Origin of the sequence: Ralstonia sp. AU12-08 (assembly GCF_000442475.1) — a bacterium.
In the GTDB taxonomy this organism is placed as follows: domain Bacteria; phylum Pseudomonadota; class Gammaproteobacteria; order Burkholderiales; family Burkholderiaceae; genus Ralstonia; species Ralstonia insidiosa.
In genome coordinates this window covers 17,942-39,239 of record NZ_ASZV01000051.1, presented here as the reverse complement: position 1 = coordinate 39,239, position 21,298 = coordinate 17,942, and the positions used below count along the sequence as shown (strand labels likewise).

Below are 21,298 nucleotides of genomic sequence, written 5' to 3'. Positions count from 1 at the left end.
CGGATGGCGATCGGCGATCAGGCCGCCAGCAGCGGCTGAAGTTCACCGCTCTGGTACATCTCCATCATGATGTCCGAACCGCCGATGAATTCGCCCTTGACGTAGAGCTGCGGAATGGTCGGCCAGTTGGCGTAGTCCTTGATGCCCTGGCGGATTTCGTCGTCTTCCAGCACGTTGACGGTGTGCGGCTTGTCCACGCCGCAGGCCTTCAGGATCTGGATGGCGCGGCCCGAGAAGCCGCACATCGGAAATTGCGCCGTGCCCTTCATGAAGAGGACGACGGGGTGACCTTTGACGATCTGGTCGATTTTTTCGTGCGTGGTGCTCATGGGGAGACTCGATTCGATTTGGGGTGCGATTGGGGAGCAGCAGGACGCCGCGTCCGCATTGGAAAACTTTTCTATTTTAGCGAGATTCGGTCTGCGCCGTTTTAAGCCGCTGGGCGGCGCCCGCCGCTGCAGCGGTCGTGACCGGCCAAGTCCTGCGCGGTGAAGACGTCGGCAAAGCCCGCCTCCGTCAGCAATGTGCGCACGGCCTCGCCCTGATCGTAGCCGTGTTCGAGCAGCAGCCAGCCGTCGGCCGCCAAGCGCGCCGGGGCACCGGTGACGATGGCGCGCAGGTGGCGCAGGCCGTCGTCGTGATCGGTGAGGGCGCTGGCGGGTTCGAAGCGCAGATCGCCCTGGCCGAGGTGTTCATTGGTCGCGGCGATGTACGGCGGGTTGCTGACGATCAGATCGAACACGTGTGGCGCGTCGGCTTCAGCCAGCGCGCCGTACCAGTCGCCCAGCGCGGCATGCAGGTTCGTGGCGCCGAGCGCTTGCGCGTTGCCCATCGCCACGGCCAGTGCATCGGCGGATGCATCGGTGGCCCATACGCGTGCATCGCGCCGCGCGAGGGCAATGGTGATGGCGATGATGCCGCTACCGGTGCCCATGTCCAGCACATCGGGGGCGTCGCGTTCTTCAATGCGATCGAGTGCCTGTTCGACCAGCAGTTCCGTATCGGGACGCGGGATCAGCACGGCCGGCGTCACCTTGAACGTGCGGCCGAAGAATTCGCGCTCGCCCAGCAGATAGGCCATCGGCTCACCGGCCAGGCGGCGTGTGGCGAGGTCGCTGATCTGTTGGCGCACGGCTTCGTCGATGCCATAGGTGTCTTGCGTGATGAGCTGCACGCGCGATAGTCCCGTCGCGTGCGAGACCAGCATGCGTGCTTCCAGCGCAGGCAGGCCGGCGCGCGTGAGGGCGGCGAGCGCATCGGCCACGCGGGCCAGGGTTTCGGGCGGAATCACGGAGACGGGCGACACGATGAGAGGCTGCGGCAAAGATCGGGCGCACAAAATAACACGGGCCCGAGAATCCGGGCCCGTCAGACAAGCACAGCAAAGCGTGCGGCTTACTGCTTGGTGGCGTCCTTGACCTTGTCGGCGCCTTCCTTGGCGGCGTCCGCAGCCTTGTTGGCCGCGTCCTTGGCAGCATCCTTGGCTTGGTTCATGGCGCCCTTGGCCTGATCCATCGCGCCGGAGGCCGCATCCTTGGCTTGTGCGACGGCACCCGAGGCAGCATCCACGGCGGCTTGTGCGCCGGAAGCAGCTTGGCCGGCGGCATTGCTTGCGCTGTCGACGGCGCTCTTGGCGGCATCGGCCGATTGTTGGATCGCATTCTTGGCGGCGTCAGCCGGGGCTTCGTCCTTCTTGCCGCAGGCGGCCAGGCCGAGGGCGAGGGTGGTGGCAACGGTGATGGCCAGCAGTTGGGTACGCATGGAGATTCTCCTAATCGTCGTGGTGGTTGCCGCGCCTGTCAGGGGAAGATGACCGCCGGGTGCGACCGGCGGCGCACTCGGCGCGATCGAAGTCGATTATAGGAACGGGCGGTCGACACGCCACCGCGCAAAGCTGTATCAAACGCAAGCGAATGTTACGAGGCGGCCGCTTTTTAACAATCGGGCGCCTTAGATATCCTCGCCCAGGGCAGCAAGCTGCTCGGCTTGGTGCTCGGCGGCCAGTGCGCCTACCAGTTCATCCAAGTCGCCGTCCATGATCGCGTCGATCTTGTACAGCGTCAGGTTGATGCGGTGGTCGGTCACACGGCCCTGCGGGAAGTTGTACGTGCGGATGCGGTCGGAGCGGTCACCCGAGCCGATCAGGCTCTTGCGTGCGCTGGCCTCCTTGGCCTGCGCCTCGCGCTCCTGGCGGTCTTTCAGGCGGGCGGCCAGGACTTGCATGGCGCGGTCCTTGTTGCGGTGCTGGCTGCGGTCGTCCTGGCACTCCACCACCAAGCCCGTCGGCAAGTGGGTGATGCGCACGGCAGAGTCCGTCTTGTTGATGTGCTGACCGCCCGCGCCGGATGCGCGGAACGTGTCGATGCGCAGGTCCGCCGGGTTGATCTGGATGTCAGCCAGCGCATCGGCCTCGGGCATCACGGCCACGGTGCAGGCGGAGGTATGGATGCGCCCCTGCGCCTCGGTGGCGGGCACGCGCTGCACGCGGTGGCCGCCCGATTCGAACTTCAGCCGCGAATACGCGCCTTCGCCTACCAGCCGCGCGATCACTTCCTTGTAGCCGCCCAGGTCCGACGGCGATTCGCTGACAATCTCCACCTGCCAGCGCTGGCGCTCGGCAAAGCGCGTGTACATGCGCAGCAGGTCGCCCGCGAAGAGCGCGGATTCATCGCCGCCCGTGCCCGCGCGGATTTCCACGAAGATGTTGCGGTGGTCGTTCGGGTCTTTGGGCAGCAGCAGGCGCTGCAGTTCGCCTTCGAGTGCCTCAAGCCGTTCGCGCGCGGCACGGAGTTCGTCTTCGGCAAACGCCTTCATGTCCGGATCGGCCAGCAGCTCCTGCGCGGTGGCGATGTCGTCCTCAGCCTGCTTCCACGCCGCGAACTGTGCGACCACGGGTTCCAGCTCGGCGTGTTCACGCGTGAGCTTGCGGTATTGGTCGAGGTTGGCGGTGGCGTCTTCGCGTGCGAGCAGCGCGTTGATTTCGATGATGCGCTCGGCCAGTTGGTCGAGCTTGGACAGCATGCTGGGCTTCATTCGGGCAGTCGCTGGTGGAAACGCTAAGGCGAGGGCGGCGCAGGATACCGCGCCGGAACATGCGCCTCGGATGGGCGCGTGCGGACGAGGCGCCGCTAGCGCTCGGAGTGGCTGGACTGGCGGAACAGTGCCGGCAGCAGGTCGATGAGCTGTTCGCGGCCCTCGCCCTGCGCGTGGTTGAGCGCATGCGTTGGGCCGTGGAGGAATTTCTTGGTGAGCGCCTGCGACAGCGCTTCGAGCACGAGCGCCGGATCATCGCCGCGCGCGAGCATGCGCTGCGCGCGTTCCAGCTCGCCCTGACGCAGCGTTTCGGCCTGCGCGTGCAAGTCGCGGATGACAGGCACTACGCTGCGCGCATCGAGCCAGTGCATGAAATTCTGCACACGCGTCTCGATGATGGCCTCGGCCTGCGCGACGGCGGCCTGCCGCAGTGCGTTGCCCTCGCGCACGATGGCGCCGAGGTCGTCCACGGTGTAGAGGAAGATGTCCGACAGGCGCGCGACTTCGGGTTCGATGTCGCGCGGCACGGCCAGGTCGACCATGAACATCGGGCGGTGGCGGCGCTGCTTGATGGCGCGCTCCACCGCACCCAGGCCGATGATGGGCAGCGTGCTGGCCGTGCATGAGACGACGATGTCGAACTCGGCCAGCTTGGTCGGCAGTTCGGCCAGCCGCACGGCGCGGGCGTTCAGGCCCTGATTCGACAGCGCTTCGGCCAGCTTCTCGCCGCGCTCCAGCGTCCGGTTGGCGATCACCAGCTCGCGCGGTTTTTGCGCGGCGAAGTGGGTGGCGCACAGCTCGATCATCTCGCCGGCGCCGATGAACAGCACGCGCTGCTCGGCAATCGATTCGAAGATGCGCTGCGCCAGGCGCACGGCGGCAGCGGCCATCGACACGGAATGCGCGCCGATCTCCGTCGTGCCGCGCACTTCCTTGGCCACCGCGAAGGTGCGCTGGAATAGCTGATTCAGGTACGTGCCCAGCGCGCCAGCCTCAGTCGCGGTGCGCACGGCATCTTTCATCTGACCGAGGATCTGCGTCTCGCCCAACACCATCGAGTCGAGCCCGCTGGCCACGCGAAATGCGTGGCGCACAGCCAACGATTGGCCCAGCGAATACACGTGGGGCGCGAGTTCGCTGGCGTCGACGTTGTGGTGCTGCGCCAGCCAACGAATGGCGTGCTCATGCGCGGTCTCTTCAGGCAGGTTGCCGTCGGTCGCGAAGTAGAGCTCGGTGCGGTTGCAGGTGGAGAGGATGGCGGCTTCGGCCGTGCTCTTGAGGTGCGGCAGGTGCTGACGCAGCGTGCCCAGCGCGGGCTTGAGCTGTTCGAGCGGAAACGCCACCTTCTCGCGCAGGGAAAGCGGCGCAGTGTGGTGGTTGATTCCGAGCGTCAGCAACTGCATGTGGGGCGGCCGGTTAAGAAGGAACGGCACGATTTTTGAGCACTCATGATTATAACGCCGGCCCCGACGCTCGACAGGACACAGGGCAATCTGACCAATGATCGGTGTTGAAATGTTGGTTATGCATCACCTGATGGCGGGTACGCTGGGGTTGCCTTCTGTGTGGTTTTCCGCCCGGCCTTGCGCTAAGGTACGCGTCCAATTGAATCGCGACGCATCGCGAAATCGCGCACGGCAACACGGAGAACAGGCAAATGGGGTGGATCGCGCCGCTATGGATCGGGCTGGCAGTGGGCGCTGCGGCGCGTTGGCTGTATCCGGGCGGCAAACGCCTCGGCTGGCTGGCTGCGTTGTTGGCTGGCGTGATCGGCGCGTTGGTTGGCTACTACGGCGGCCAGTTCGCGCACCTGTATGCCGACGGGCAGATCATGGCGTGGACGGCGGCGGTGATCGGCGCGATGGTGGTGCCGGCCGCGTGGGGTTTGCTGCGGGGCGGCCGCTGATGCGGCGTGCATGGCGGGCCGGTCTGCTCGCCATCGGCGCGATGTTGCTGGGGCTGCCGGTGGCCGGACTGGCCTATACGGTGCGCAGTTGTACCGAGTATTGGTATCCGCCCGCCAAGCCTGGGCAATCCATCTCCGATCTGCGGCCAGAGCGCACCAACGCTTGCCGCAAGCATGCGATCGAGATGCGCAGCGACCGTTTTGGCGTGATCGATGGCCAGGGCTACTTCATTACCACCGATGTGAACACGTCACGTGCGTGCGCCGGCGGCGGGCCGGCGTTCAACCCGTCATGCCTGATTCCCGGGCCGCTCCAGCGCAACGCGGTGTCGGAGGCCCGCAACTACTACCGGCTGACACCGAACGGCACGAGCCTGCGCCCGCTCGGTCAGGGCTATGCGACCGATGGTCGCACGGTGTTCTCCTACACCTCGCCGATTGCCGGTGCGGATGCAGCCAGCTTCCAGGTCTTCACGCCGGAGGGCGCGGCTGCTGATGCCGCCTGGGCCCGGGACCACACGCGCATCTACCACGACGAGACGCCCGTGCCGGGCATGGTGCCGGGGCCGGTGACGGTGTTTGACGAGACCTTCGCCGTCAACGGTGGCCGGGTCTATGAGATCGATGCACTGGACGGCATCAAGCCGCGTCCCGACGTGCGCCCCAACCTGATCGTCCTGGCTTTTGCGCAGCCGCTGTACTCCAACGTGATCAGCGACGGCCAGCACATCTTTGTGAAGGGCAAGCCGCTGGACGGGGTGCGTGCGGCTTCGTTCCAGATGCTGCCGTCGACCTGCCCGGTGCCGGGGCTGCCCGAGCTGAAATGTCGCAATGAACTCGTGCGCAACACCACGGCATCGAACTTCCGCATCGCGCGCAGCGGCAATGACATCGTGTATTTCGGCGAGATCTACAAGGTCATGCACATCCGCAACGCGCCGGACTTCGCCTACTTCCAGCTCGCCGACAGTGACGAACTGCTGGGCATCGGCGGCCATCGCGTGTTCCAGCTCGAGAAAATGGGTTCGGCCGTGGGCGATGCCGTGGTCGACCTCCGCTACACGGGCCGCCTGAGCGGGCCCGTCGCCGGTTACCTCGTCGACGAGACCGGCTTTATCTCGCTGCATGATCTGGAGCGCGGCAGTGGCCCGCTGTGCGGTCAGGTGTCCGATCTCGCCACGCCTGAGCGCGATGGTGTGTCACGTTTCGGTCCGATGAAACGCCTGCCAGATGCCCAGGTGCCTGCTGGCTTCAAGATCGCATTCGAGAACACGCGCTACCGCTACCTATTTGCCAACCCGCGGCAGTCGACCGAGTTCGACACGGTGATCGACCTGCGCGATGGCCGCCGCATGCGGGCCAACTGGTGCGGAGAGGGCATTCAGCCACAGGTGGTGCGACGTTAGAGGGCCGAGCGTGGTTAACCGCCGTTAACATGGCTTTGCTATCGTGGCGCGCTTTGCACAAGGCGCGCCAACCATGCTCCGCTCCCGTTTCTCCAACAAGACGTTGCGCCGCGTCGGGCTCGTCATCCTGCTGGCTGCGCCGGCTTGGTACATGGGCAAGATCACCATGGCCAAGTTCGAGATCGGCGGCGCCAGCCCCAACCAGCGTACGCTGGGCGCCGTCGCCTTTGTCGAGCAGCGCGGCATGGAGCAGATGTGCACCGGCGTGACCGTCACGCCGCAGTCGACCTGGCTGCTCGGCAGCTATGAGGGCTCGCGCGATGTGGTGCCCGGCGATACCCACCCTGTCAGCATCGATGCACTGCTGCACGACAAGGCCACCACCGACGCCAACGGCGATGAGCCGATGGGCACGCGCGGCACGCGCGAGCGGACAACCTCCTTTCTCTCGCACCTGAACGCGCAGGGCCAGTTCGAACTGGTGGCCACCGTCAGCGGCACCACCTGCCTGCAGACCACTCCCGACGGGCGCACGCTCTATCTGCTCACGAGCCAGGACCGCCCGGCCTCTGCCAGCGGCGACGGCATCCAGCAGACCGCCGTGTTCCGCAGCGACGACCAGGGCAAGACCTGGACCTGGCAACGCGCGGGGTTCATGGACACCACCAATGTTTCTGCCTGGGCGCTCAAGCTGAGCGGGTTCGGCGCGCAGGAGCTGTGGAGCGTGGGTTCGGGTGATGGTCTGGCCTTCGATGCAGAGGCCCCGGCAGCGGCTGGCGCAGACAATCCCGCGCCGGACGCAGGCCGCGCTGTGGCGCTGTTCTACTCCAGCGACAGCGGCAAGACCGCGCAGCGCGTGCCGGTTCCCCAGTCGATGCTGGTCAGCGTGGATCACGTGCGCGGCAAGGCGCCGTCGGGCGTGGAGTGGGGCTCCGGCGCCGAGGCGGTCGAGGGTGAGGTGCATGCACAGGTCGTGCAGCTCGATGCCCAGCGTGCCGTGCTCTGGGTCTCGCAGCGCTTCCGCTATAGCCGGCCCGACAGCGCGTACTACGCCGGCGCCATGCTGGTGACCAGCCGCGCTGAACTGCGTCGTGTCGACGGCCACTGGCAGGTGGGTGCGCCTCAACGCCTGGAAGACACCTGGGTTGATACGGTCTACCGCAACCCCGCAGGCCGTGTGATCGGCCTGATCGACCATGCCGGCGACAAGCGCACGCAGGTGGCGCTGCTCGATACCGCCACCCTGGCCTGGAACGAGCAGGGCAGCCTGCCCACATCGTTCGATCCGCTATCGGCCAGCGTGTACACGCGCGGCTTCTGGGCGGGGCAGGAGACGCTGGTGGCCAATGTGAGCGGCACCCACCATGTGCCGAAGTGGATCTACCCCTGGTCTGCAGACGGCGCCCAGATCTCGGGCGATGCGGTGTTTTACTCGCGCGACTGGGGGCGCTCCTGGCATCGTCTGGCGATCCCGGGCTACCTGGGCGTGGCCGGCTTCGACGCGGCACGCGACGAGGTGTTCTGGTCCAAGGGCAACTGGTACGAGAGTTCGGACAAGCGCGTCTACGGCTACGGCCTGCGCTAGTCGCCGTCGCCCCGATCGCCGGACATGAAAACAGCCCCGCCGCAACGCGGGGCTGTTTTCGTTGCGCCTGCCGGATCAGACCTTGAAAAAGACGTGCAGCATGTCGCCGAAGCTGCCGTATCGGCCCGCATTGCCTGTAAAAAAGTGATGCTTAATCACCTCAATGTCGCCATGCCCGCTGGATGCCGTTTGACTTGCGCCAGCACGTGGCGGTAACGCAGACGCCGGCTCCCGCCCCATCTGCGGCACCTTCCCGGCGCGCCAACTATGGCCGACCCGCATGTTTGCGCGGCAGACGGAGGAGTATCATCAGCGCCCTGTTCACCACACCCGCCGGGAAGATTCAACATGTTGATCAAGCGCTTCGTCATGGCCGCCGCTGTTCTGACCACCCTCGCCATGGCACCGCACGGCGCATCGGCGGAGCCCACCTACATCGTTGGCGCAGGCGGCACCTACCGCCCGTTCGAGTTCGAAACCCCGCAGAAGGAATTGACCGGTTTCGACATCGACCTTATCAAGGCGATTGGCAAGGCTGGCGGCTTCAACGTCAAGCTGGTCAACTCACCGTTTGAGGGTATTTTTGCCGCGCTCAACCAGGGCGACCGCGACATCATCATTTCGGGCCTCACCATTACCGACCAGCGCAAGCAGATGGTCGATTTTTCCGCGCCGTACTTTCCGGCCAGCCAGGTGATCATCACCGCGCCGAACGCCAAGATCGCCGGTCTGGCAGACCTGAAGAAGCGCCAGGTTGGCGTGGTGGCATCGAGCGCCGGTGACACGGCCGTCTCCGAAGAACTGGGCCGCACCAGCTCGGCCATCAAGCGCTTCGACAACACGCCGCTGATGCTCGAAGAGCTGTACCGTGGCGGTGTCGATGCGGCGGTGGGCGATGTGGGCGTGATCAAGTTCTACATCAAGAGCCACCCGGAAAAGCCATTCAGCCTGGTTTCCGACGCGAAGTTCAAGCCGCAGTATTTCGGCATCGCGGTCAAGAAGGGCAACAAGGTGGTGCTCGACCAGATCAACACCGGCCTGAAGAAGGTCGTTGCCGACGGCACCTACGCCAAAATCTACAAGCACTGGTTTGACGACAACGTGCCGATGCTGCCGCAGCAATAAGCGCGATTGCGCACCACGCGTTTTTTCCCGGAGCCGGCATTGCCGGCTCGTTTCATTCTGTTGCTCCAATAAAAAAGGTGGTCTCCATGGGTGGGTTCCAGTGGAACATCATCGGCGAATATCTGCCGCTCTTCGTCGAGGGCACGCTGATGACGCTCAAGTGCACGGTGATCTGCGTGATCGCCGGCACGTTGCTCGGGCTGGTGCTCGGCGTTGGCCGGCTGGCCGAGGCGCGCCATGGCTTCTACAAGTATTTCCTGCGCTACGCGGTGCAATATCCGGTGCGCTTCTATGTCAGCTTCTTTCGCGGCACGCCGCTGTTCGTGCAGATCCTGCTGATCCACTTTGCGCTGATGCCGTTGCTCATCAACCCGGCAGATGGCTGGCTCATCAGCGGTGAGCTGGCGCGCGATGTGCGGCAGCAATACGGCGCGTTCACGTCGGCGGTGCTCGCCATCTCGCTCAACGCGGGCGCGTATGTGTCGGAAATCTTCCGCGCCGGCATCCAGTCGATCGATCGCGGCCAGGCCGAGGCGGCGCGCTCGCTGGGCATGACGTACATGGAGACGCTGCGCCGCGTGGTGCTGCCGCAGGCGTTTCGCCGCATGCTGCCGCCGCTGGGCAACAACGCCATCGCCATCGTCAAGGATTCGTCGCTGGCCTCGGCGATCGGCCTGGCGGAACTGGCCTATGCCGCACGCACCGTGTCGGGCGCGTATGCGCGCTACTGGGAGCCGTATCTGACGATCTCGCTCATCTACTGGGCAATCACGCTGGTCTTGTCGGCCGGGGTTCAACATCTGGAAGCGAGGTACGGCAAGAATGATCGTCGTTAACAACCTGCAGAAGCAGTACGGCAATACGCACGTGCTGCGCGGCATCACCTGCCGCATCGAAGAGCGCGAAGTGGTGTGCGTGATCGGCCCGTCGGGCTCGGGCAAGAGCACCTTCCTGCGCTGCCTGAACGGGCTGGAAACCGTCTCGGGCGGCGAGGTGCTGGTCAACGGTTTCCACGTGGAAGACCCGAAGACCGACCTGAACAAGATGCGCGCCAGCGTGGGCATGGTGTTCCAGCGCTTCAACCTGTTTGCGCACATGTCGGTGCTCGACAACCTCGTGCTCGCACCCATGCAGGTGCGCCGCATGAAGCGCGACGAGGCCGTCATCGTGGCCGAGCAACTGCTGCGCAAGGTCGGCCTGCTCGACAAGATCGATGCGCACCCGAGCCAGCTCTCGGGCGGCCAGCAGCAGCGCGTGGCCATCGCCCGCGCGCTGGCGATGTCGCCCACCGTGATGCTGTTCGACGAACCCACGTCTGCGCTGGACCCGGAACTCGTCGGCGAGGTGCTGGAGGTGATGAAGTCGCTGGCCGAGGAGGGCATGACGATGGTGGTCGTCACGCACGAAATGGCCTTCGCGCGGGAAGTATCGGACCGCGTGTTCTTCATCGACCAGGGCGTGATCATGGAAGAGGGGGCGCCGGAGCAGATTTTCACGGCGCCCAAGCACGAGCGCACGCGCGAATTCCTGCGCAAGGTGTTGTAGGAGCGACCTGATGGACGCGAACGCAAGCGCATCGCCCGCTGGCGCCGGTACCGCGGCGTCGCATCCCACGCAGACCTCGGCCTACGCCTGGAAAGCGTTGGCCGGTTCGACCATCGGTTATGCGATGGACGGTTTTGATCTGCTGATTCTGGGCTTCATGCTGCCCGCCATCAGCGCGGCGCTGGCCCTGACGCCGAGCCAGTCCGGCGCTCTGGTGACCTGGACGCTGATCGGCGCGGTGGCCGGCGGCATCGTGTTCGGCGCGTTGAGCGACGTCTACGGCCGCGTGCGCGTGCTCACCTGGACCATCGTGCTGTTTGCCGTGTTCACGGGCCTGTGTGCCTTTGCCCAAGGCTTCAGCGATCTGCTGGTCTATCGCACCATCGCCGGGATCGGCCTGGGCGGCGAATTCGGGATCGGCATGGCACTGGCGGCCGAAGCGTGGCCCGCGCACAAGCGGGCGCGGGTGTCTTCGTATGTGGCGCTGGGCTGGCAGTCGGGCGTGCTATTGGCGGCGTTGCTCACGCCGATGCTGCTGCCGGTTATCGGCTGGCGTGGCATGTTCGTGCTGGGGATGGCGCCTGCGCTGGTGGCCTGGCTGGTCCGCAAGACGCTGCATGAGCCGGTCGTCTTCGTCCGCCACGTGGATGCCGCGCGCCCGAAGCCCAATGCCTTCCGGCTGCTGGTGGTCGATGCCCGCACCACACGCACCAGCCTGGGCATCGTCATCCTCTGCGCCGTCCAGAACTTCGGCTACTACGGCATCATGATCTGGCTGCCCACCTACCTGGGCAAGACGCTGGGTTTCTCGCTCACCAAGTCTGCGGTGTGGACCTCCGTCACGATCCTCGGAATGATGGCCGGCATCGTGGTGTTCGGTCATCTGGCCGACCGCATCGGGCGCAAGCCGACGTTCCTGATCTTCCAGGCGGGTGCCGTGGCGATGGTGCTGACCTATGCGCAGCTGACCGATCCGGTGACGATGCTCTGGGCCGGCGCGCTCATGGGCATGTTCGTCAACGGCATGATCGGCGGCTACGGCGCGCTCATCTCCGAGGCGTATCCGACGGCGGCCCGAGCCACTGCGCAGAACGTGCTGTTCAACATTGGCCGTGCCATCGGTGGGTTTGGCCCGGTGGCGATCGGCAGCCTGGCGGCGGCGTATTCGTTTCAGGTGGCGATTGCGCTGCTGGCCGGCATCTATGTGCTGGACATGCTGGCGACGTTCTTCCTCATCCCTGAGCTGAAGGGTGCGGAGTTGGGCTGACAGCAAACCATGAGTGCGTGCGTTGCCCATGAAAAAAGCCCCGCATTGCGGGGCTTTTTCGTTGCGTTTGCCTGGTCAGACGTTGAACAGGAAGTGCAACACATCGCCATCCTTGACGATGTATTCCTTGCCTTCGGCGCGCATCTTGCCGGCTTCCTTGGCGCCTTGTTCACCCTTGAACTGGATGAAGTCGTCGTAGGAAATCGTCTGGGCGCGGATGAAGCCGCGTTCGAAGTCCGTGTGGATGGCGGCAGCGGCGCGCGGGGCGGTGTCGCCAATGTGGATCGTCCAGGCGCGCACTTCCTTCACACCAGCCGTGAAGTACGTCTGCAGGCCCAGCAGCTTGAACGCCGCGCGGATCACGCGGTTCAGGCCCGGCTCGTCCATGCCGATGTCGGCCAGGAATTCGGCCTTGTCAGCGTCGTCCAGGTCGGCGATTTCGGCTTCGATGGCGGCGCACACGGCCACCACCGGTGAATTCGTCTGCGCGGCGTAGTTGCGCACGGCATCCAGGTGCGGGTTGTTTTCGAAGCCGTCTTCGCGCACGTTGGCCACGTACATGGTCGGCTTGGCCGTGATCAGGCACAGCGGCTTAATCGTCGCCCATTCCTCATCGGTCAGGCTCAGGCCGCGCACCGGCTTGGCTTCGTCCAGCACCTTTTGCGCTTTTTCCAGCACGGCGACCAGCTTGGCTGCTTCCTTGTCGTTGCCCGATTTGGCGGCCTTGGTGTAGCGCTGCAGCGCCTTTTCCACCGTAGCCAGGTCAGCGAGGGCCAGTTCGGTGTTGATGACTTCGATGTCGGCGATCGGGTCAACCTTGCCGGCCACGTGGATCACGTTGTCATCTTCGAAGCAGCGCACCACGTGGGTGATGGCGTCGGTTTCGCGGATGTTGGCGAGGAACTGGTTGCCCAGGCCTTCCCCCTTGGATGCGCCCGCCACCAGGCCTGCAATGTCGACGAACTCGACCACCGCCGGCAGCACGCGCTCGGGCTTGACGATCTCGGCCAGCGCGGCCAAACGCGCGTCCGGCACTTCCACCACGCCCACGTTGGGTTCGATCGTGCAGAACGGGTAGTTCTCGGCGGCGATGCCGGCTTTGGTCAGGGCATTGAACAGGGTCGACTTGCCGACGTTCGGCAGACCGACGATGCCGCATTGGAGGCTCATGGTGAAAAAGGCTCTAAATCAAGGGGTTACGTGACGCGGGGGAAGGCGGCAGCACAGCGGAAACAGAGCTGGGCGCGTCGTTCACGGAAAGGCGTGATTGTAACCGCTCCGGATGGGGTCTAGCCCTGCGACGCCGCCTCGTTCCGCTTGCGCTGTGTACGGCTCGCCAGCACCAGGGCGATCCCGCCCAGGATGGCGGCGGAGGCCGTTGCCAGCCTTGGCGTGAGCGGCTCGGCCAGGAACAGCACCGCGCCGAATGCTGCAATGGGCGGCACCGACAGTTGCACCGCCGCCGCGCGGATCGCCGACAGCCCCTTCAGAGCGGCATACCAGATCACATAGCCGATGCCCGACGTGAGTGCGCCGGAGGCCAGCGCCAGCGCGATCCCAGCCGGGCTGGCATGCGCGCGGGCGACCAGCACGACACTCAAGGCGACGGCCATGGGTGCGGCCCGCAGAAAGTTGCCGGCGGTGGCGCCCAGCGGATTGTCGAGCCCGCGCCCACGCAGCGAATACACGCCCCAGGCCACACCGGCCACGGTCATCAGTGCGGCGCCCAGCGGCGTCGGTGCCGTCACACCGGGCGATACCAGATAGACGAGGCCGCCCAGCGCCAGCGCAAAACCCAGCCAGCCGAGCGGCTCGAACCGCTCGCCCGCAGTCAGGCCTGCGCCCAGCATGGTGAGCTGCACCGCGCCGAACAGGATCAGCGCGCCCGTGCCCGCGCTGAGGGTGAGATACGCGAACGAGAAGAGGGCGACGTAAGCGAACAGCATGGCCGCGGCGGTCCAATCCGTGCGGGCTTCTGGTGCCCGGCCGGCGTTGAACCGCGCGAGGATGGCCAGCGTGATCGCCCCCGACACCAGCCGGATGCAGGAGAAGCTCGCCGCATCAATGGCCGCATGCTGCAACGCCAGCCGGCACAGCAGCGAGTTGGCGGCAAACGCCACCATGGCGATGCTGGTGAGCACCACCGTGCGCAGGGCGAACTGGCCGTCGTTGGTGGTATCCATGGCATCCATGGTGGCCATCACGCGATGGGCGCTGCGCCCCAGAGGTGCGTTGCCGCAAGCACGGCGGCGCCCGCCAGCAGCGCCACGCCCAACGGCGCAGACAACCGCCGCCCCCACGCAACGTTCTTCTCGATGGCCATGGCGGCGGCCAGCACCAGCATCCAGCCGAGGCTGCCCGCGCCCACCACGAACATCAGCAGCATCAGCGCCCAGCAGCACCCCACGCAGAACAGCCCGTGGCGCAGGCCCAGCAGGAACGCCTGCCGTTGCGGCGCGGGGCCGTGCCAACGGCTGATGACGAAGCTCAGCGGCGAGCGGCACTGGTCGAGGCATCGAGTCTTCAGCGTGCTGAACTGGAAGGCACCGGCACCCGCCAGCGTGGCCGCGCCGATCAGCCAGCCATACCAGCCCAGCAGCGGTACCCGCGCCACCCCGGCGAGCAATACCGCATGCAGCCCATGCGCCAGCAGGCCGAACGCGCTCCAGGCAGCCAGATAGCCCACGCCCAGCAGCACCAGCAGGCCGAACGCGCTCCAGGCAGCCAGATAGCCCACGCCCAGCAGCACCAGCAGGCGCTGGCGATCCACCCGCCCCGCAACGACGCGGTCAAACGCCTGGAACAGCGGCAACGTGGTCGGCAGCATCATCGCCAGGATCATCAGCGTCCAGGCCAATGCGTAGAGCGCTGCCGGCACGACGAGCGAACCGGCCGGCACCACCCGGCACAGCCACGCCGCCGGGCCGGAGGCCGTCCAGTCGCCGTGATCCAGATAGCGGCCATACGGGCTGCGCGCCCACAGCCACAGCGTGAGCCACGCAAGCGTCACCAGGCCGGCCAGCACCGGCAGGAAGACGCGTTGGTGGCGCGATGCGGCAACGCGCATGGTCGCCACCGCTCAAGCGTCAAACAGGAACGTACTCTGCAGCGCGTTGTGGTTCTGGAGGTCGACGTTGATGCCGATGTCCGGGTTTTTCGAGCGGTAGACCGGCGCCTTGCCCACGAATACCGGCGCGCCGGGCACGGTCGAGAACACCGTGTCCGACAGTGTGGTCTGCCTGCCGGTCGGGCTCACGTACGGTTCGAGTTCGGCGTAGTAGTCGGCGCCGATCTTGAGCGTGCCCTTGGCGCCCATGATGTCGAACGTGATCGGTGCGCGCTCGACCGAGACGACCTTGCCGATCAGCTTGGCGAGTTCGGCAATCGGCCCGCCGGCCTGGCCGGTGTAGACCTTGAGCAGCGCCTTCTCCTGCGCATCCGAGGCGGAGTCGTTGAGGAAGATCGCCGCCGTCCAGTTGCCTTCCAGGATGTTGCCCGGGACATGAGCGACGGCGGCGACGGTGCAGCCGGACACGTCGACACCGTCGATCGCGCCCTTGTCCATGTGCCACGCGATGATGGTGTCGCAGGTGCCGAAATCGGGGTCTTCGCCGATCCAGCACGGGCATAGAACGCGGCAATTGCAGACTTCGAGCAGCCTGCCTTCCAGGTGATAGGACATGGTTTCCTCCATCCGACGTGGTTGACGAATGCGCGCACGGCCACGGCAATCGGTCGGGGCAGACGTTGTCAGGGCTTGGCCCGGATGGAGGGTCGGAAACGGGCAGGCAGGCAGCCGGCCGTATCGAAGACAAGCGGACGAAAGCGGCCCCGCAATCCGTCTGCGGCGCGCCACTGTCAAATTCTAGGAAGCCACATCGGGTACGCAAGACGATTCCCGGCGGGCCTGGGGCGTGGGCTGAAAACGCGTTACGGGGCCGTTACGCGTGACGTTCCAGAAACGTAACAACTTTGCGCAAAACCCCATCCAGGGTGGGGGACGGCAAGGGGGTAGGGAAGTCCCCAGCCGGCCCGTCAACCCAGGCTGGATAAGGCTTTTGGCCAATTTTCGCCCAGCAAAAACCGGTGCCACCCGGACCGGGCATGCCTATTGCAATGTCGTGCCCCAAACAACAAATCTGAATGGGGAGCACAGCATGTCCTGGACCGTTACCACCGCCGCCCGCCCGACCCACGTGGTCGCCAGCAACGACAGCCTGTTCGCCAGCTATGAGGCGATCGCCACCCTGTCCGCGGAGATGGTCGTGGCGGCCGAGATGGGCGATTGGGACGGCGTGAGCGCGCTGGAGCGCGAATGCGCGGTCTACATGGAACGCCTGGGCCACGCCCAGCGCCCGGCCTTGTCGCGCGAAGAGCTGCAACGCAAGCGCGACCTGATGATGCGCATTCTGGCCAACGACGCCCGCGTGCGTGCGCTGGTCTGCCCGCGCCAGGATGAACTGATGCGCCTGGTCAGCGGTGAACGCCGCTCGATCGGCGCACGTCAGGCGTACGCCACCGTCTCTTACTACTGAGAAGAAAGACGATCGGCAGCTAGCCGATCAGCGGGGCTGCAACTCCCCCCACGACACCAGCACACGCTGGATGCTGCGCGCGTAGGAATCGCGTTGCGCCGGTGTTTCGGAGTGGTACGCCCCGATCGCGCGCCACGTGTTTCCGTGGCGAACCATCTTTTGCTTGAGCAGCCAGGCCGCCACAAACACGTTGACGCAGGCATCGGTCAGCGCGTGGCGCGGCACCCCGTAGCGCGCCAACGTACTGAAATGAATCGAGTTGATCTGCGCCTGGCCGATGTCGACCGAGCCGTCGGCGTTGCGGTGCACGGCATTCGCATCGCCCTTCGATTCAAACCACACGATCGCGCGCAGCACCGTCGGGTTGACGCCCTGGTAGGCGCCGGCCTGCTCGAAGCAATCGCTCGCGGCATGTGCGGCAAAGCTGCACAGCGCCAGCAGCAGCGCCGCGCCAAGTTGTCCCCAGATCAAGCGAAGGGTGTGGGTGGCATGCATGGCGGCTCCGGCGTGCGATCGTTGGGTGGTTACTTCTGCAGGGCCGCTTCGAGCTGGTGCTCGATGCCGGCCAGATACGTGTGCGTCGCCTCCGACACCACCATGCGCGGCACCGGCTCGGCTGCCTTGCGCACCTGGACCAAGGTGGCCTTGCGCTTGCTGCCACGCGTGCGCGCAGCGGGCGCTGGCTCGATTTCGCTACCACCACCGCCTGGCGGCAGCATCGCCAGCGAGGGCAGGGGCGGATAGACCTTGTCAGCCGCCGCGGCCGCCGCCGTTGCCGGCATCAGAGAATCGGGCGGTGCGGCGAATGCAGATGCCGGCACGGCCAGCAGGCCGACGGTCAGTGGAAAGAGTAGATGGGTCATACGCATGACATTCCTCTTAATCCTGCGTGCGGATCGTTACGCCATACGGCTGGCTGGCGTTGACGGTCAGGTTTTCCAGGTGGACGTAACTGGCACGCTGCGCAGGCACACCATTCCACAGCGCCTGGTTCAGGTAGCGGAAATCCTGCGCCAGCGCAGCAACCTGGATCGTCGCCGGGCGCTTCTGCGCGGCAGCCAGCGCGCCGGCCTTGGTCAGCACGGCGGTCAGTTGCGGGTCATGCGCACCCAGTGCATCGGGCGGGATGGTGAAGCTCATGACCTCGCCTGCCGGTGCGGTGCGGGCGTTGGGCGTGGCCGTTGTGTGCGTCTGCGTCTGCAACTGTGCGCAGCCAACCAGCGCCAGTAATGCGGCACCGGCAATCAGCCTGGGCAACGGTGTCATATGGGAGAGAGTCCACATGGCGATCAGGAATCCATGGATCGGACCCGCACTCTATCGGCGGGTCGCGCACGTCAAAACGTCGAACTGCCCGGCTTTTATCGTCCATCCCGGGCGATGACTTGAGCGCTGTTTTTCAGGTGGAAATGGCGTCACATTGCGGATTGGCGGACATGCCAAGACGTGACCACTTTTGGGGTGCTGGGGGCACTTCGTGTGGCAGAAAAAATGCACCCCGCGTCGCAATCCTCATAAGTGATTCAGACGCACCTCGGCACGTGCTTAGGCGTAAACACCGACCGACCCCATTTCAGCGTTGCGTGCCTGCCGTGACACATTTGCGCGGCGGCAAAGTCGCGTCGGCCCCCGCCGCTATAATCGGCGCACCATGAATACACCCGCGTTTTCCTCTCCCAAGGCGGCTTCCAAGGAGGCACCGGCCTACCATCTGGCGGTGGTTGGCGGCGGTATCGTCGGGCGCGCGTGCGCGCTGCGGCTTGCGCAGATCGGCTTGCGTGTGGCGCTCGTTGCGCCGCCCGCGCCGTCGCCCGCTTCCACCGGCCCCGATGCCTGGGACGCCCGCGTCTACGCGTTCTCGTCCAGTTCGCAGGCGTTGCTGGAACAGTTGCGCATCTGGCCCGCGCTCGACATGACGCGCGTGCAGCCGGTGCACGACATGCGTATCTTCGGCGACGCCGCCGCCGCGCGTGGCGAGCACAGCCATTCCGATCTGCATTTCTCTGCCTATGCGGCCGGCGCGCCACAACTGGCGTGGATTGCCGAATCGTCGCTGGTCGAGCGCGCACTGGAAACCGCGCTGCGCTTCGCCCACACCGTGCAGACCTTCCCGCATGCCGCCACCGGCTTTGAAATGGAAGCCGACGCTGTGCGCCTCACGCTGGCCGATGGGCAGGTGATCCGCGCGGAATGCGTGATCGGTGCCGACGGCAAGCATTCGTGGGTGCGCGAGCAGGCCGGCATCCAGGCCGAAGCGAAGCCGTATCGCCAGCTGGGAGTGGTCGCCAACTTCCAGGCCGAGCACTGGCATCAGGACACCGCGTGGCAGTGGTTTCTCGGCACCTCCGCCGAGCAGGCTGCCGCAGCCGACGACGCCACCCCCGCACGCGGCGAGATCCTCGCGATGCTGCCGTTGCCTGATCGCCGCGTCTCGATGGTGTGGTCCGCCGATGAAGCGCACGCGCGTGAACTGCTCGCCCTGTCGCCCGACTCGCTCTGCCGCGCTGTGGAGGCCGCCGCAGGTGGCGCCATCGCCGCTCGCTTCGGGCGTTTGTCGAACATCACCCCCGCGCAGGGCTTTCCGCTGATCCTGCAGCACGCTAGCCGGGTGGTTGCGCCGCGCGTGGCGCTGGTGGGCGATGCGGCCCATGTGATCCATCCGCTGGCCGGGCAGGGCATGAACCTGGGTCTGCGCGATGTCGCAGAAATTGGCAAGGTGATGGCGGAACGTGAAACCATGCGCGATCATGGCGATCTGAGGTTGTTGCGCCGTTACGAGCGTGCCCGCCGCGAAGACCTGCTTTCGCTCACGGCCGCCACGGATGGTCTGCACAAGCTGTTCGCCCTGCCGGGCGCGCTGCCCCGCACGGTACGCAATGCGGGCTTGGCGCTGGTGGGGATGACGCCATTTATCAAACGCTTATTGATCAAGCACGCGCTGGGCTGAGGCAGTATCAGCGCGAGTTTGCGTTTTTCTCGGGGTTTCTGGAGCTTTTATGTCGTTTCGTATTCGGGTGGCGGCCATCGCCTCGGCGGTCACTGTGGCTGCCATTGGCGCGGGTTACCTGCTGACGACAGGGGCTGCGGGCGCCGCCGAGCCCGCACTGGACAAGGTCAAGGCCACCGTGCAGAAGGCCCTGGGCTCCAATGTGGAGATCAAGAGCGTTGCGAAGTCGCCGCTGGCCGGCCTGTACGAGATCAACCTCGGCAGCCAGGTCGTCTATACCGATGCCACCGGCCGCTACGTCCTGAATGGCGACCTGCTCGACACGCAGACCGCCACCAACCTCACGCAAGAGCGCCTGGCCGAGCTGAACCGCATCAAGTGGTCCGACCTGCCGCTGGACCGCGCCGTGAAGTGGGTCAAGGGCAACGGCGCACGCAAGATCGCCGTGTTCTCCGACCCGAACTGCCCGTACTGCCACAAGCTGGAGCAGATGCTCACGCAGGTCGACAACATCACCGTCTACACCTTCCTGTTCCCGATCCTGTCGGAAGACTCGAACACCAAGTCCAAGCAGATCTGGTGCTCGGCTGACCGGGCCAAGGCCTGGCGCGACTGGATGACCGCCAAGACCGCCCCGTCCGGCGCCGGCACCTGCGATACGCCGCTGGAAGCCAACCTGAAGCTCGGCCAGTCGCTCAACGTGACCGGCACGCCGGCCATCATCTTCCCGGACGGCTCGCGGGCCCCGGGCCTGATCGATGCGGCCACGCTGGAGCGCAAGTTCGCCGCGCTCAAGAAGTCGTAAGCCACCCCATGAAAGCGCCGGTTCTTCCGGCGCTTTTTCTTTGGGCACTCACATCACAACAATCACAACCCGATCGGAGACCTTCATGTCGTTTCGCGCGCTGATGCTGGAAAAGCAGGATGGCGGGCCGCTGGCCCATATCGTTGACCTGGAGGACGCGGCATTGTCTACGCCCGAAGCGCTGGCCAGCGACGTGACCGCGGGTGACGTGCTGATCCGCGTGGACTGGTCGACGATCAATTACAAGGACGGCCTGGCCATCACCGGTCGTGGCCCCGTCGTGCGCAAGTGGCCGATGGTGGCTGGCATTGACGGCGCGGGCGTGGTGCTCGATTCCTCGCACCCGGATTGGAAGGCGGGCGATGCCGTCATCCTCAACGGCTGGGGTGTCGGCGAGGCGCACTGGGGCTGCCTCGCGCAGCGCGCACGCCTGTCGGGTGACTGGCTGGTCGCACTGCCCGCGGGGCTCGATGCGCGGCAGGCCATGGCGATCGGCACGGCGGGTTACACGGCGATGCTGTCGGTGCTGGCGCTGGAGCGCGCCGGCGTGAAACCGGGCGACGGCGAGGTGCTGGTGACGGGCGCGTCGGGCGGGGTGGGCTCGATCGCCATCGCGCTGCTGGGCAAGCTGGGCTACCGCGTGGTGGCCTCCACCGGTAAGACGAGCGAGGCCGATTTCCTGCAGGCGCTGGGCGCGACGGATGTGATCGACCGCGCCGAGCTGTCCGCGCCCGGCAAGCCGCTGCAGAAGGAGCGCTGGGCTGCGGTGGTCGATTCGGTGGGGTCGCACACGCTGGTCAATGCCTGCGCGCAGGTGCGTTACGGTGGCGTGGTTACCGCCTGCGGGCTGGCGCAGGGGATGGATTTCCCGGCCACCGTCGCCCCATTCATCCTGCGCGGTGTGACGCTGTGCGGCATCGACAGCGTGATGGCGCCGCGTGCGCTGCGCCAGACGGCATGGCAGCGCCTGGCCACTGACCTGCTGCCCGATCGCCTGGCCGCCATCACGCGCGAGGTGACGCTCTCGGAGGCCATTGATGCGGCGCACGACATCATGGCCGGCAAGATGCGCGGGCGCGTGGTTGTGGACGTCAACCGTTAGGCTGACAGACTGGTTTCCGGACGATTTCGGCATCGGCAGCAA

The 21,298-nt window shown here is 65.9% G+C and carries 24 protein-coding genes; 12 read left to right on the top strand and 12 right to left on the bottom strand.

The window, feature by feature from the left end:
• Nucleotides 1-17 precede the first annotated feature (17 nt).
• The 5 genes from grxD to hemA all read right to left on the bottom strand — a co-directional run bounded on the left by grxD (nt 18) and on the right by hemA (nt 4,436).
• The gene (gene grxD, locus C404_RS56090) at nt 18-329 is read right to left on the bottom strand and encodes a Grx4 family monothiol glutaredoxin (RefSeq protein WP_021197440.1); all 312 of its coding nucleotides are present in this window, start codon (nt 327-329) and stop codon (nt 18-20) included.
• A 101-nt stretch (nt 330-430) separates the two neighbouring features.
• Nucleotides 431-1,306, bottom strand: coding sequence for a peptide chain release factor N(5)-glutamine methyltransferase (gene prmC, locus C404_RS56085; protein ID WP_031330172.1), 876 nt, complete (start codon nt 1,304-1,306; stop codon nt 431-433).
• A gap of 89 nt (nt 1,307-1,395) precedes the next feature.
• Nucleotides 1,396-1,761, bottom strand: a complete 366-nt coding sequence (locus C404_RS56080; protein ID WP_021197438.1) for a hypothetical protein — start codon at nt 1,759-1,761, stop codon at nt 1,396-1,398.
• 189 nt (nt 1,762-1,950) lie between these two features.
• On the bottom strand, nt 1,951-3,033 hold the full coding sequence (prfA, locus tag C404_RS56075; RefSeq protein ID WP_031330171.1) for a peptide chain release factor 1: 1,083 nt from the start codon (nt 3,031-3,033) through the stop codon (nt 1,951-1,953).
• Between the two features lie 95 nt (nt 3,034-3,128).
• Nucleotides 3,129-4,436, bottom strand: a complete 1,308-nt coding sequence (gene hemA, locus C404_RS56070) for a glutamyl-tRNA reductase (RefSeq protein ID WP_021197436.1) — start codon at nt 4,434-4,436, stop codon at nt 3,129-3,131.
• Nucleotides 4,437-4,690: 254 nt separating this feature from the next.
• Here hemA and C404_RS56065 point away from each other — a divergent pair, with 254 nt between their 5' ends.
• The 8 genes from C404_RS56065 (at nt 4,691) to C404_RS56035 (ending at nt 11,867) form a co-directional block, all read left to right on the top strand.
• Nucleotides 4,691-4,939 carry a GlsB/YeaQ/YmgE family stress response membrane protein gene (locus tag C404_RS56065; RefSeq protein ID WP_021197435.1) on the top strand — a complete coding sequence of 83 codons (249 nt, stop codon included), beginning with the start codon at nt 4,691-4,693 and terminating at the stop codon, nt 4,937-4,939.
• Nucleotides 4,939-6,345: a hypothetical protein gene (locus C404_RS56060; protein ID WP_021197434.1), complete on the top strand. Its 1,407-nt coding sequence runs from the start codon at nt 4,939-4,941 to the stop codon at nt 6,343-6,345. Before C404_RS56065 ends, C404_RS56060 begins: the two co-directional genes overlap by 1 nt.
• Nucleotides 6,346-6,418: 73 nt before the next feature.
• Nucleotides 6,419-7,930 (top strand): hypothetical protein, encoded by a 1,512-nt coding sequence (locus C404_RS56055; RefSeq protein ID WP_021197433.1) that lies wholly within the window; start codon nt 6,419-6,421, stop codon nt 7,928-7,930.
• A 24-nt stretch (nt 7,931-7,954) separates the two neighbouring features.
• Complete coding sequence (locus tag C404_RS60165; RefSeq protein ID WP_152524498.1) at nt 7,955-8,146, top strand: hypothetical protein; 192 nt, start codon at nt 7,955-7,957, stop codon at nt 8,144-8,146.
• Nucleotides 8,147-8,278: 132 nt separating this feature from the next.
• Nucleotides 8,279-9,055, top strand: a complete 777-nt coding sequence (locus C404_RS56050) for a basic amino acid ABC transporter substrate-binding protein (RefSeq protein WP_021197432.1) — start codon at nt 8,279-8,281, stop codon at nt 9,053-9,055.
• Between the two features lie 86 nt (nt 9,056-9,141).
• Entirely contained in the window at nt 9,142-9,891 is a 750-nt protein-coding gene (locus tag C404_RS56045; protein ID WP_021197431.1) for an amino acid ABC transporter permease, read from the top strand.
• The gene (locus tag C404_RS56040) at nt 9,878-10,600 is read left to right on the top strand and encodes an amino acid ABC transporter ATP-binding protein (RefSeq protein ID WP_021197430.1); all 723 of its coding nucleotides are present in this window, start codon (nt 9,878-9,880) and stop codon (nt 10,598-10,600) included. Before C404_RS56045 ends, C404_RS56040 begins: the two co-directional genes overlap by 14 nt.
• A 10-nt stretch (nt 10,601-10,610) precedes the next feature.
• Nucleotides 10,611-11,867, top strand: coding sequence for an MFS transporter (locus C404_RS56035; RefSeq protein WP_021197429.1), 1,257 nt, complete (start codon nt 10,611-10,613; stop codon nt 11,865-11,867).
• A 75-nt stretch (nt 11,868-11,942) separates the two neighbouring features.
• Here C404_RS56035 and ychF read toward each other — a convergent pair whose 3' ends face one another.
• The 4 genes from ychF to C404_RS56015 form a co-directional block, all read right to left on the bottom strand.
• Entirely contained in the window at nt 11,943-13,037 is a 1,095-nt protein-coding gene (gene ychF / locus C404_RS56030; RefSeq protein WP_021197428.1) for a redox-regulated ATPase YchF, read from the bottom strand.
• Nucleotides 13,038-13,156: 119 nt separating this feature from the next.
• On the bottom strand, nt 13,157-14,050 hold the full coding sequence (locus C404_RS56025) for a DMT family transporter (RefSeq protein ID WP_031330167.1): 894 nt from the start codon (nt 14,048-14,050) through the stop codon (nt 13,157-13,159).
• Nucleotides 14,051-14,067: 17 nt separating this feature from the next.
• The gene (locus tag C404_RS56020; protein WP_021197426.1) at nt 14,068-14,934 is read right to left on the bottom strand and encodes a DUF2182 domain-containing protein; all 867 of its coding nucleotides are present in this window, start codon (nt 14,932-14,934) and stop codon (nt 14,068-14,070) included.
• Between the two features lie 12 nt (nt 14,935-14,946).
• Nucleotides 14,947-15,549, bottom strand: a complete 603-nt coding sequence (locus tag C404_RS56015) for a DUF1326 domain-containing protein (RefSeq protein WP_021197425.1) — start codon at nt 15,547-15,549, stop codon at nt 14,947-14,949.
• Between the two features lie 475 nt (nt 15,550-16,024).
• Between C404_RS56015 and C404_RS56010 the strand changes: the two genes are divergently transcribed.
• Nucleotides 16,025-16,402, top strand: coding sequence for a flagellar protein FliT (locus tag C404_RS56010; protein ID WP_021197424.1), 378 nt, complete (start codon nt 16,025-16,027; stop codon nt 16,400-16,402).
• Nucleotides 16,403-16,429: 27 nt separating this feature from the next.
• On the opposite strand, the gene C404_RS56005 is transcribed toward C404_RS56010, so the two are convergent.
• From C404_RS56005 to C404_RS55995, 3 genes are read right to left on the bottom strand one after another with little or no spacing between them, the layout of a single operon-like run.
• The gene (locus tag C404_RS56005) at nt 16,430-16,897 is read right to left on the bottom strand and encodes a lytic transglycosylase domain-containing protein (protein WP_021197423.1); all 468 of its coding nucleotides are present in this window, start codon (nt 16,895-16,897) and stop codon (nt 16,430-16,432) included.
• A gap of 29 nt (nt 16,898-16,926) precedes the next feature.
• Complete coding sequence (locus C404_RS56000; protein WP_031330166.1) at nt 16,927-17,271, bottom strand: hypothetical protein; 345 nt, start codon at nt 17,269-17,271, stop codon at nt 16,927-16,929.
• 10 nt (nt 17,272-17,281) lie between these two features.
• Nucleotides 17,282-17,686: a hypothetical protein gene (locus C404_RS55995; RefSeq protein WP_031330165.1), complete on the bottom strand. Its 405-nt coding sequence runs from the start codon at nt 17,684-17,686 to the stop codon at nt 17,282-17,284.
• A gap of 367 nt (nt 17,687-18,053) precedes the next feature.
• On the opposite strand from C404_RS55995, the gene C404_RS55990 reads away from it, so the two are divergent.
• The 3 genes from C404_RS55990 (at nt 18,054) to acuI (ending at nt 21,256) form a co-directional block, all read left to right on the top strand.
• Nucleotides 18,054-19,349 (top strand): UbiH/UbiF family hydroxylase, encoded by a 1,296-nt coding sequence (locus C404_RS55990; protein ID WP_021197420.1) that lies wholly within the window; start codon nt 18,054-18,056, stop codon nt 19,347-19,349.
• A gap of 49 nt (nt 19,350-19,398) precedes the next feature.
• Nucleotides 19,399-20,154 (top strand): DsbC family protein, encoded by a 756-nt coding sequence (locus C404_RS55985; RefSeq protein WP_021197419.1) that lies wholly within the window; start codon nt 19,399-19,401, stop codon nt 20,152-20,154.
• Between the two features lie 85 nt (nt 20,155-20,239).
• Complete coding sequence (gene acuI, locus C404_RS55980; protein WP_021197418.1) at nt 20,240-21,256, top strand: acrylyl-CoA reductase (NADPH); 1,017 nt, start codon at nt 20,240-20,242, stop codon at nt 21,254-21,256.
• Nucleotides 21,257-21,298 lie beyond the last annotated feature (42 nt).

What these genes read in the sequence shown, in the direction of transcription:
- grxD (WP_021197440.1), bottom strand. Translation starts at nt 329, where the DNA reads ATGAGCACCACGCACGAAAAAATCGACCAGATCGTCAAAGGTCACCCC.
- C404_RS56080 (WP_021197438.1), bottom strand. Translation starts at nt 1,761, where the DNA reads ATGCGTACCCAACTGCTGGCCATCACCGTTGCCACCACCCTCGCCCTC.
- prfA (WP_031330171.1), bottom strand. Translation starts at nt 3,033, where the DNA reads ATGAAGCCCAGCATGCTGTCCAAGCTCGACCAACTGGCCGAGCGCATC.
- hemA (WP_021197436.1), bottom strand. Translation starts at nt 4,436, where the DNA reads ATGCAGTTGCTGACGCTCGGAATCAACCACCACACTGCGCCGCTTTCC.
- C404_RS56065 (WP_021197435.1), top strand. Translation starts at nt 4,691, where the DNA reads ATGGGGTGGATCGCGCCGCTATGGATCGGGCTGGCAGTGGGCGCTGCG.
- C404_RS56060 (WP_021197434.1), top strand. Translation starts at nt 4,939, where the DNA reads ATGCGGCGTGCATGGCGGGCCGGTCTGCTCGCCATCGGCGCGATGTTG.
- C404_RS56055 (WP_021197433.1), top strand. Translation starts at nt 6,419, where the DNA reads ATGCTCCGCTCCCGTTTCTCCAACAAGACGTTGCGCCGCGTCGGGCTC.
- C404_RS60165 (WP_152524498.1), top strand. Translation starts at nt 7,955, where the DNA reads ATGAAAACAGCCCCGCCGCAACGCGGGGCTGTTTTCGTTGCGCCTGCC.
- C404_RS56050 (WP_021197432.1), top strand. Translation starts at nt 8,279, where the DNA reads ATGTTGATCAAGCGCTTCGTCATGGCCGCCGCTGTTCTGACCACCCTC.
- C404_RS56045 (WP_021197431.1), top strand. Translation starts at nt 9,142, where the DNA reads ATGGGTGGGTTCCAGTGGAACATCATCGGCGAATATCTGCCGCTCTTC.
- C404_RS56040 (WP_021197430.1), top strand. Translation starts at nt 9,878, where the DNA reads ATGATCGTCGTTAACAACCTGCAGAAGCAGTACGGCAATACGCACGTG.
- C404_RS56035 (WP_021197429.1), top strand. Translation starts at nt 10,611, where the DNA reads ATGGACGCGAACGCAAGCGCATCGCCCGCTGGCGCCGGTACCGCGGCG.
- ychF (WP_021197428.1), bottom strand. Translation starts at nt 13,037, where the DNA reads ATGAGCCTCCAATGCGGCATCGTCGGTCTGCCGAACGTCGGCAAGTCG.
- C404_RS56025 (WP_031330167.1), bottom strand. Translation starts at nt 14,050, where the DNA reads ATGGATACCACCAACGACGGCCAGTTCGCCCTGCGCACGGTGGTGCTC.
- C404_RS56020 (WP_021197426.1), bottom strand. Translation starts at nt 14,934, where the DNA reads ATGCGCGTTGCCGCATCGCGCCACCAACGCGTCTTCCTGCCGGTGCTG.
- C404_RS56015 (WP_021197425.1), bottom strand. Translation starts at nt 15,549, where the DNA reads ATGTCCTATCACCTGGAAGGCAGGCTGCTCGAAGTCTGCAATTGCCGC.
- C404_RS56010 (WP_021197424.1), top strand. Translation starts at nt 16,025, where the DNA reads ATGTCCTGGACCGTTACCACCGCCGCCCGCCCGACCCACGTGGTCGCC.
- C404_RS56005 (WP_021197423.1), bottom strand. Translation starts at nt 16,897, where the DNA reads ATGCATGCCACCCACACCCTTCGCTTGATCTGGGGACAACTTGGCGCG.
- C404_RS56000 (WP_031330166.1), bottom strand. Translation starts at nt 17,271, where the DNA reads ATGCGTATGACCCATCTACTCTTTCCACTGACCGTCGGCCTGCTGGCC.
- C404_RS55995 (WP_031330165.1), bottom strand. Translation starts at nt 17,686, where the DNA reads ATGTGGACTCTCTCCCATATGACACCGTTGCCCAGGCTGATTGCCGGT.
- C404_RS55990 (WP_021197420.1), top strand. Translation starts at nt 18,054, where the DNA reads ATGAATACACCCGCGTTTTCCTCTCCCAAGGCGGCTTCCAAGGAGGCA.
- C404_RS55985 (WP_021197419.1), top strand. Translation starts at nt 19,399, where the DNA reads ATGTCGTTTCGTATTCGGGTGGCGGCCATCGCCTCGGCGGTCACTGTG.
- acuI (WP_021197418.1), top strand. Translation starts at nt 20,240, where the DNA reads ATGTCGTTTCGCGCGCTGATGCTGGAAAAGCAGGATGGCGGGCCGCTG.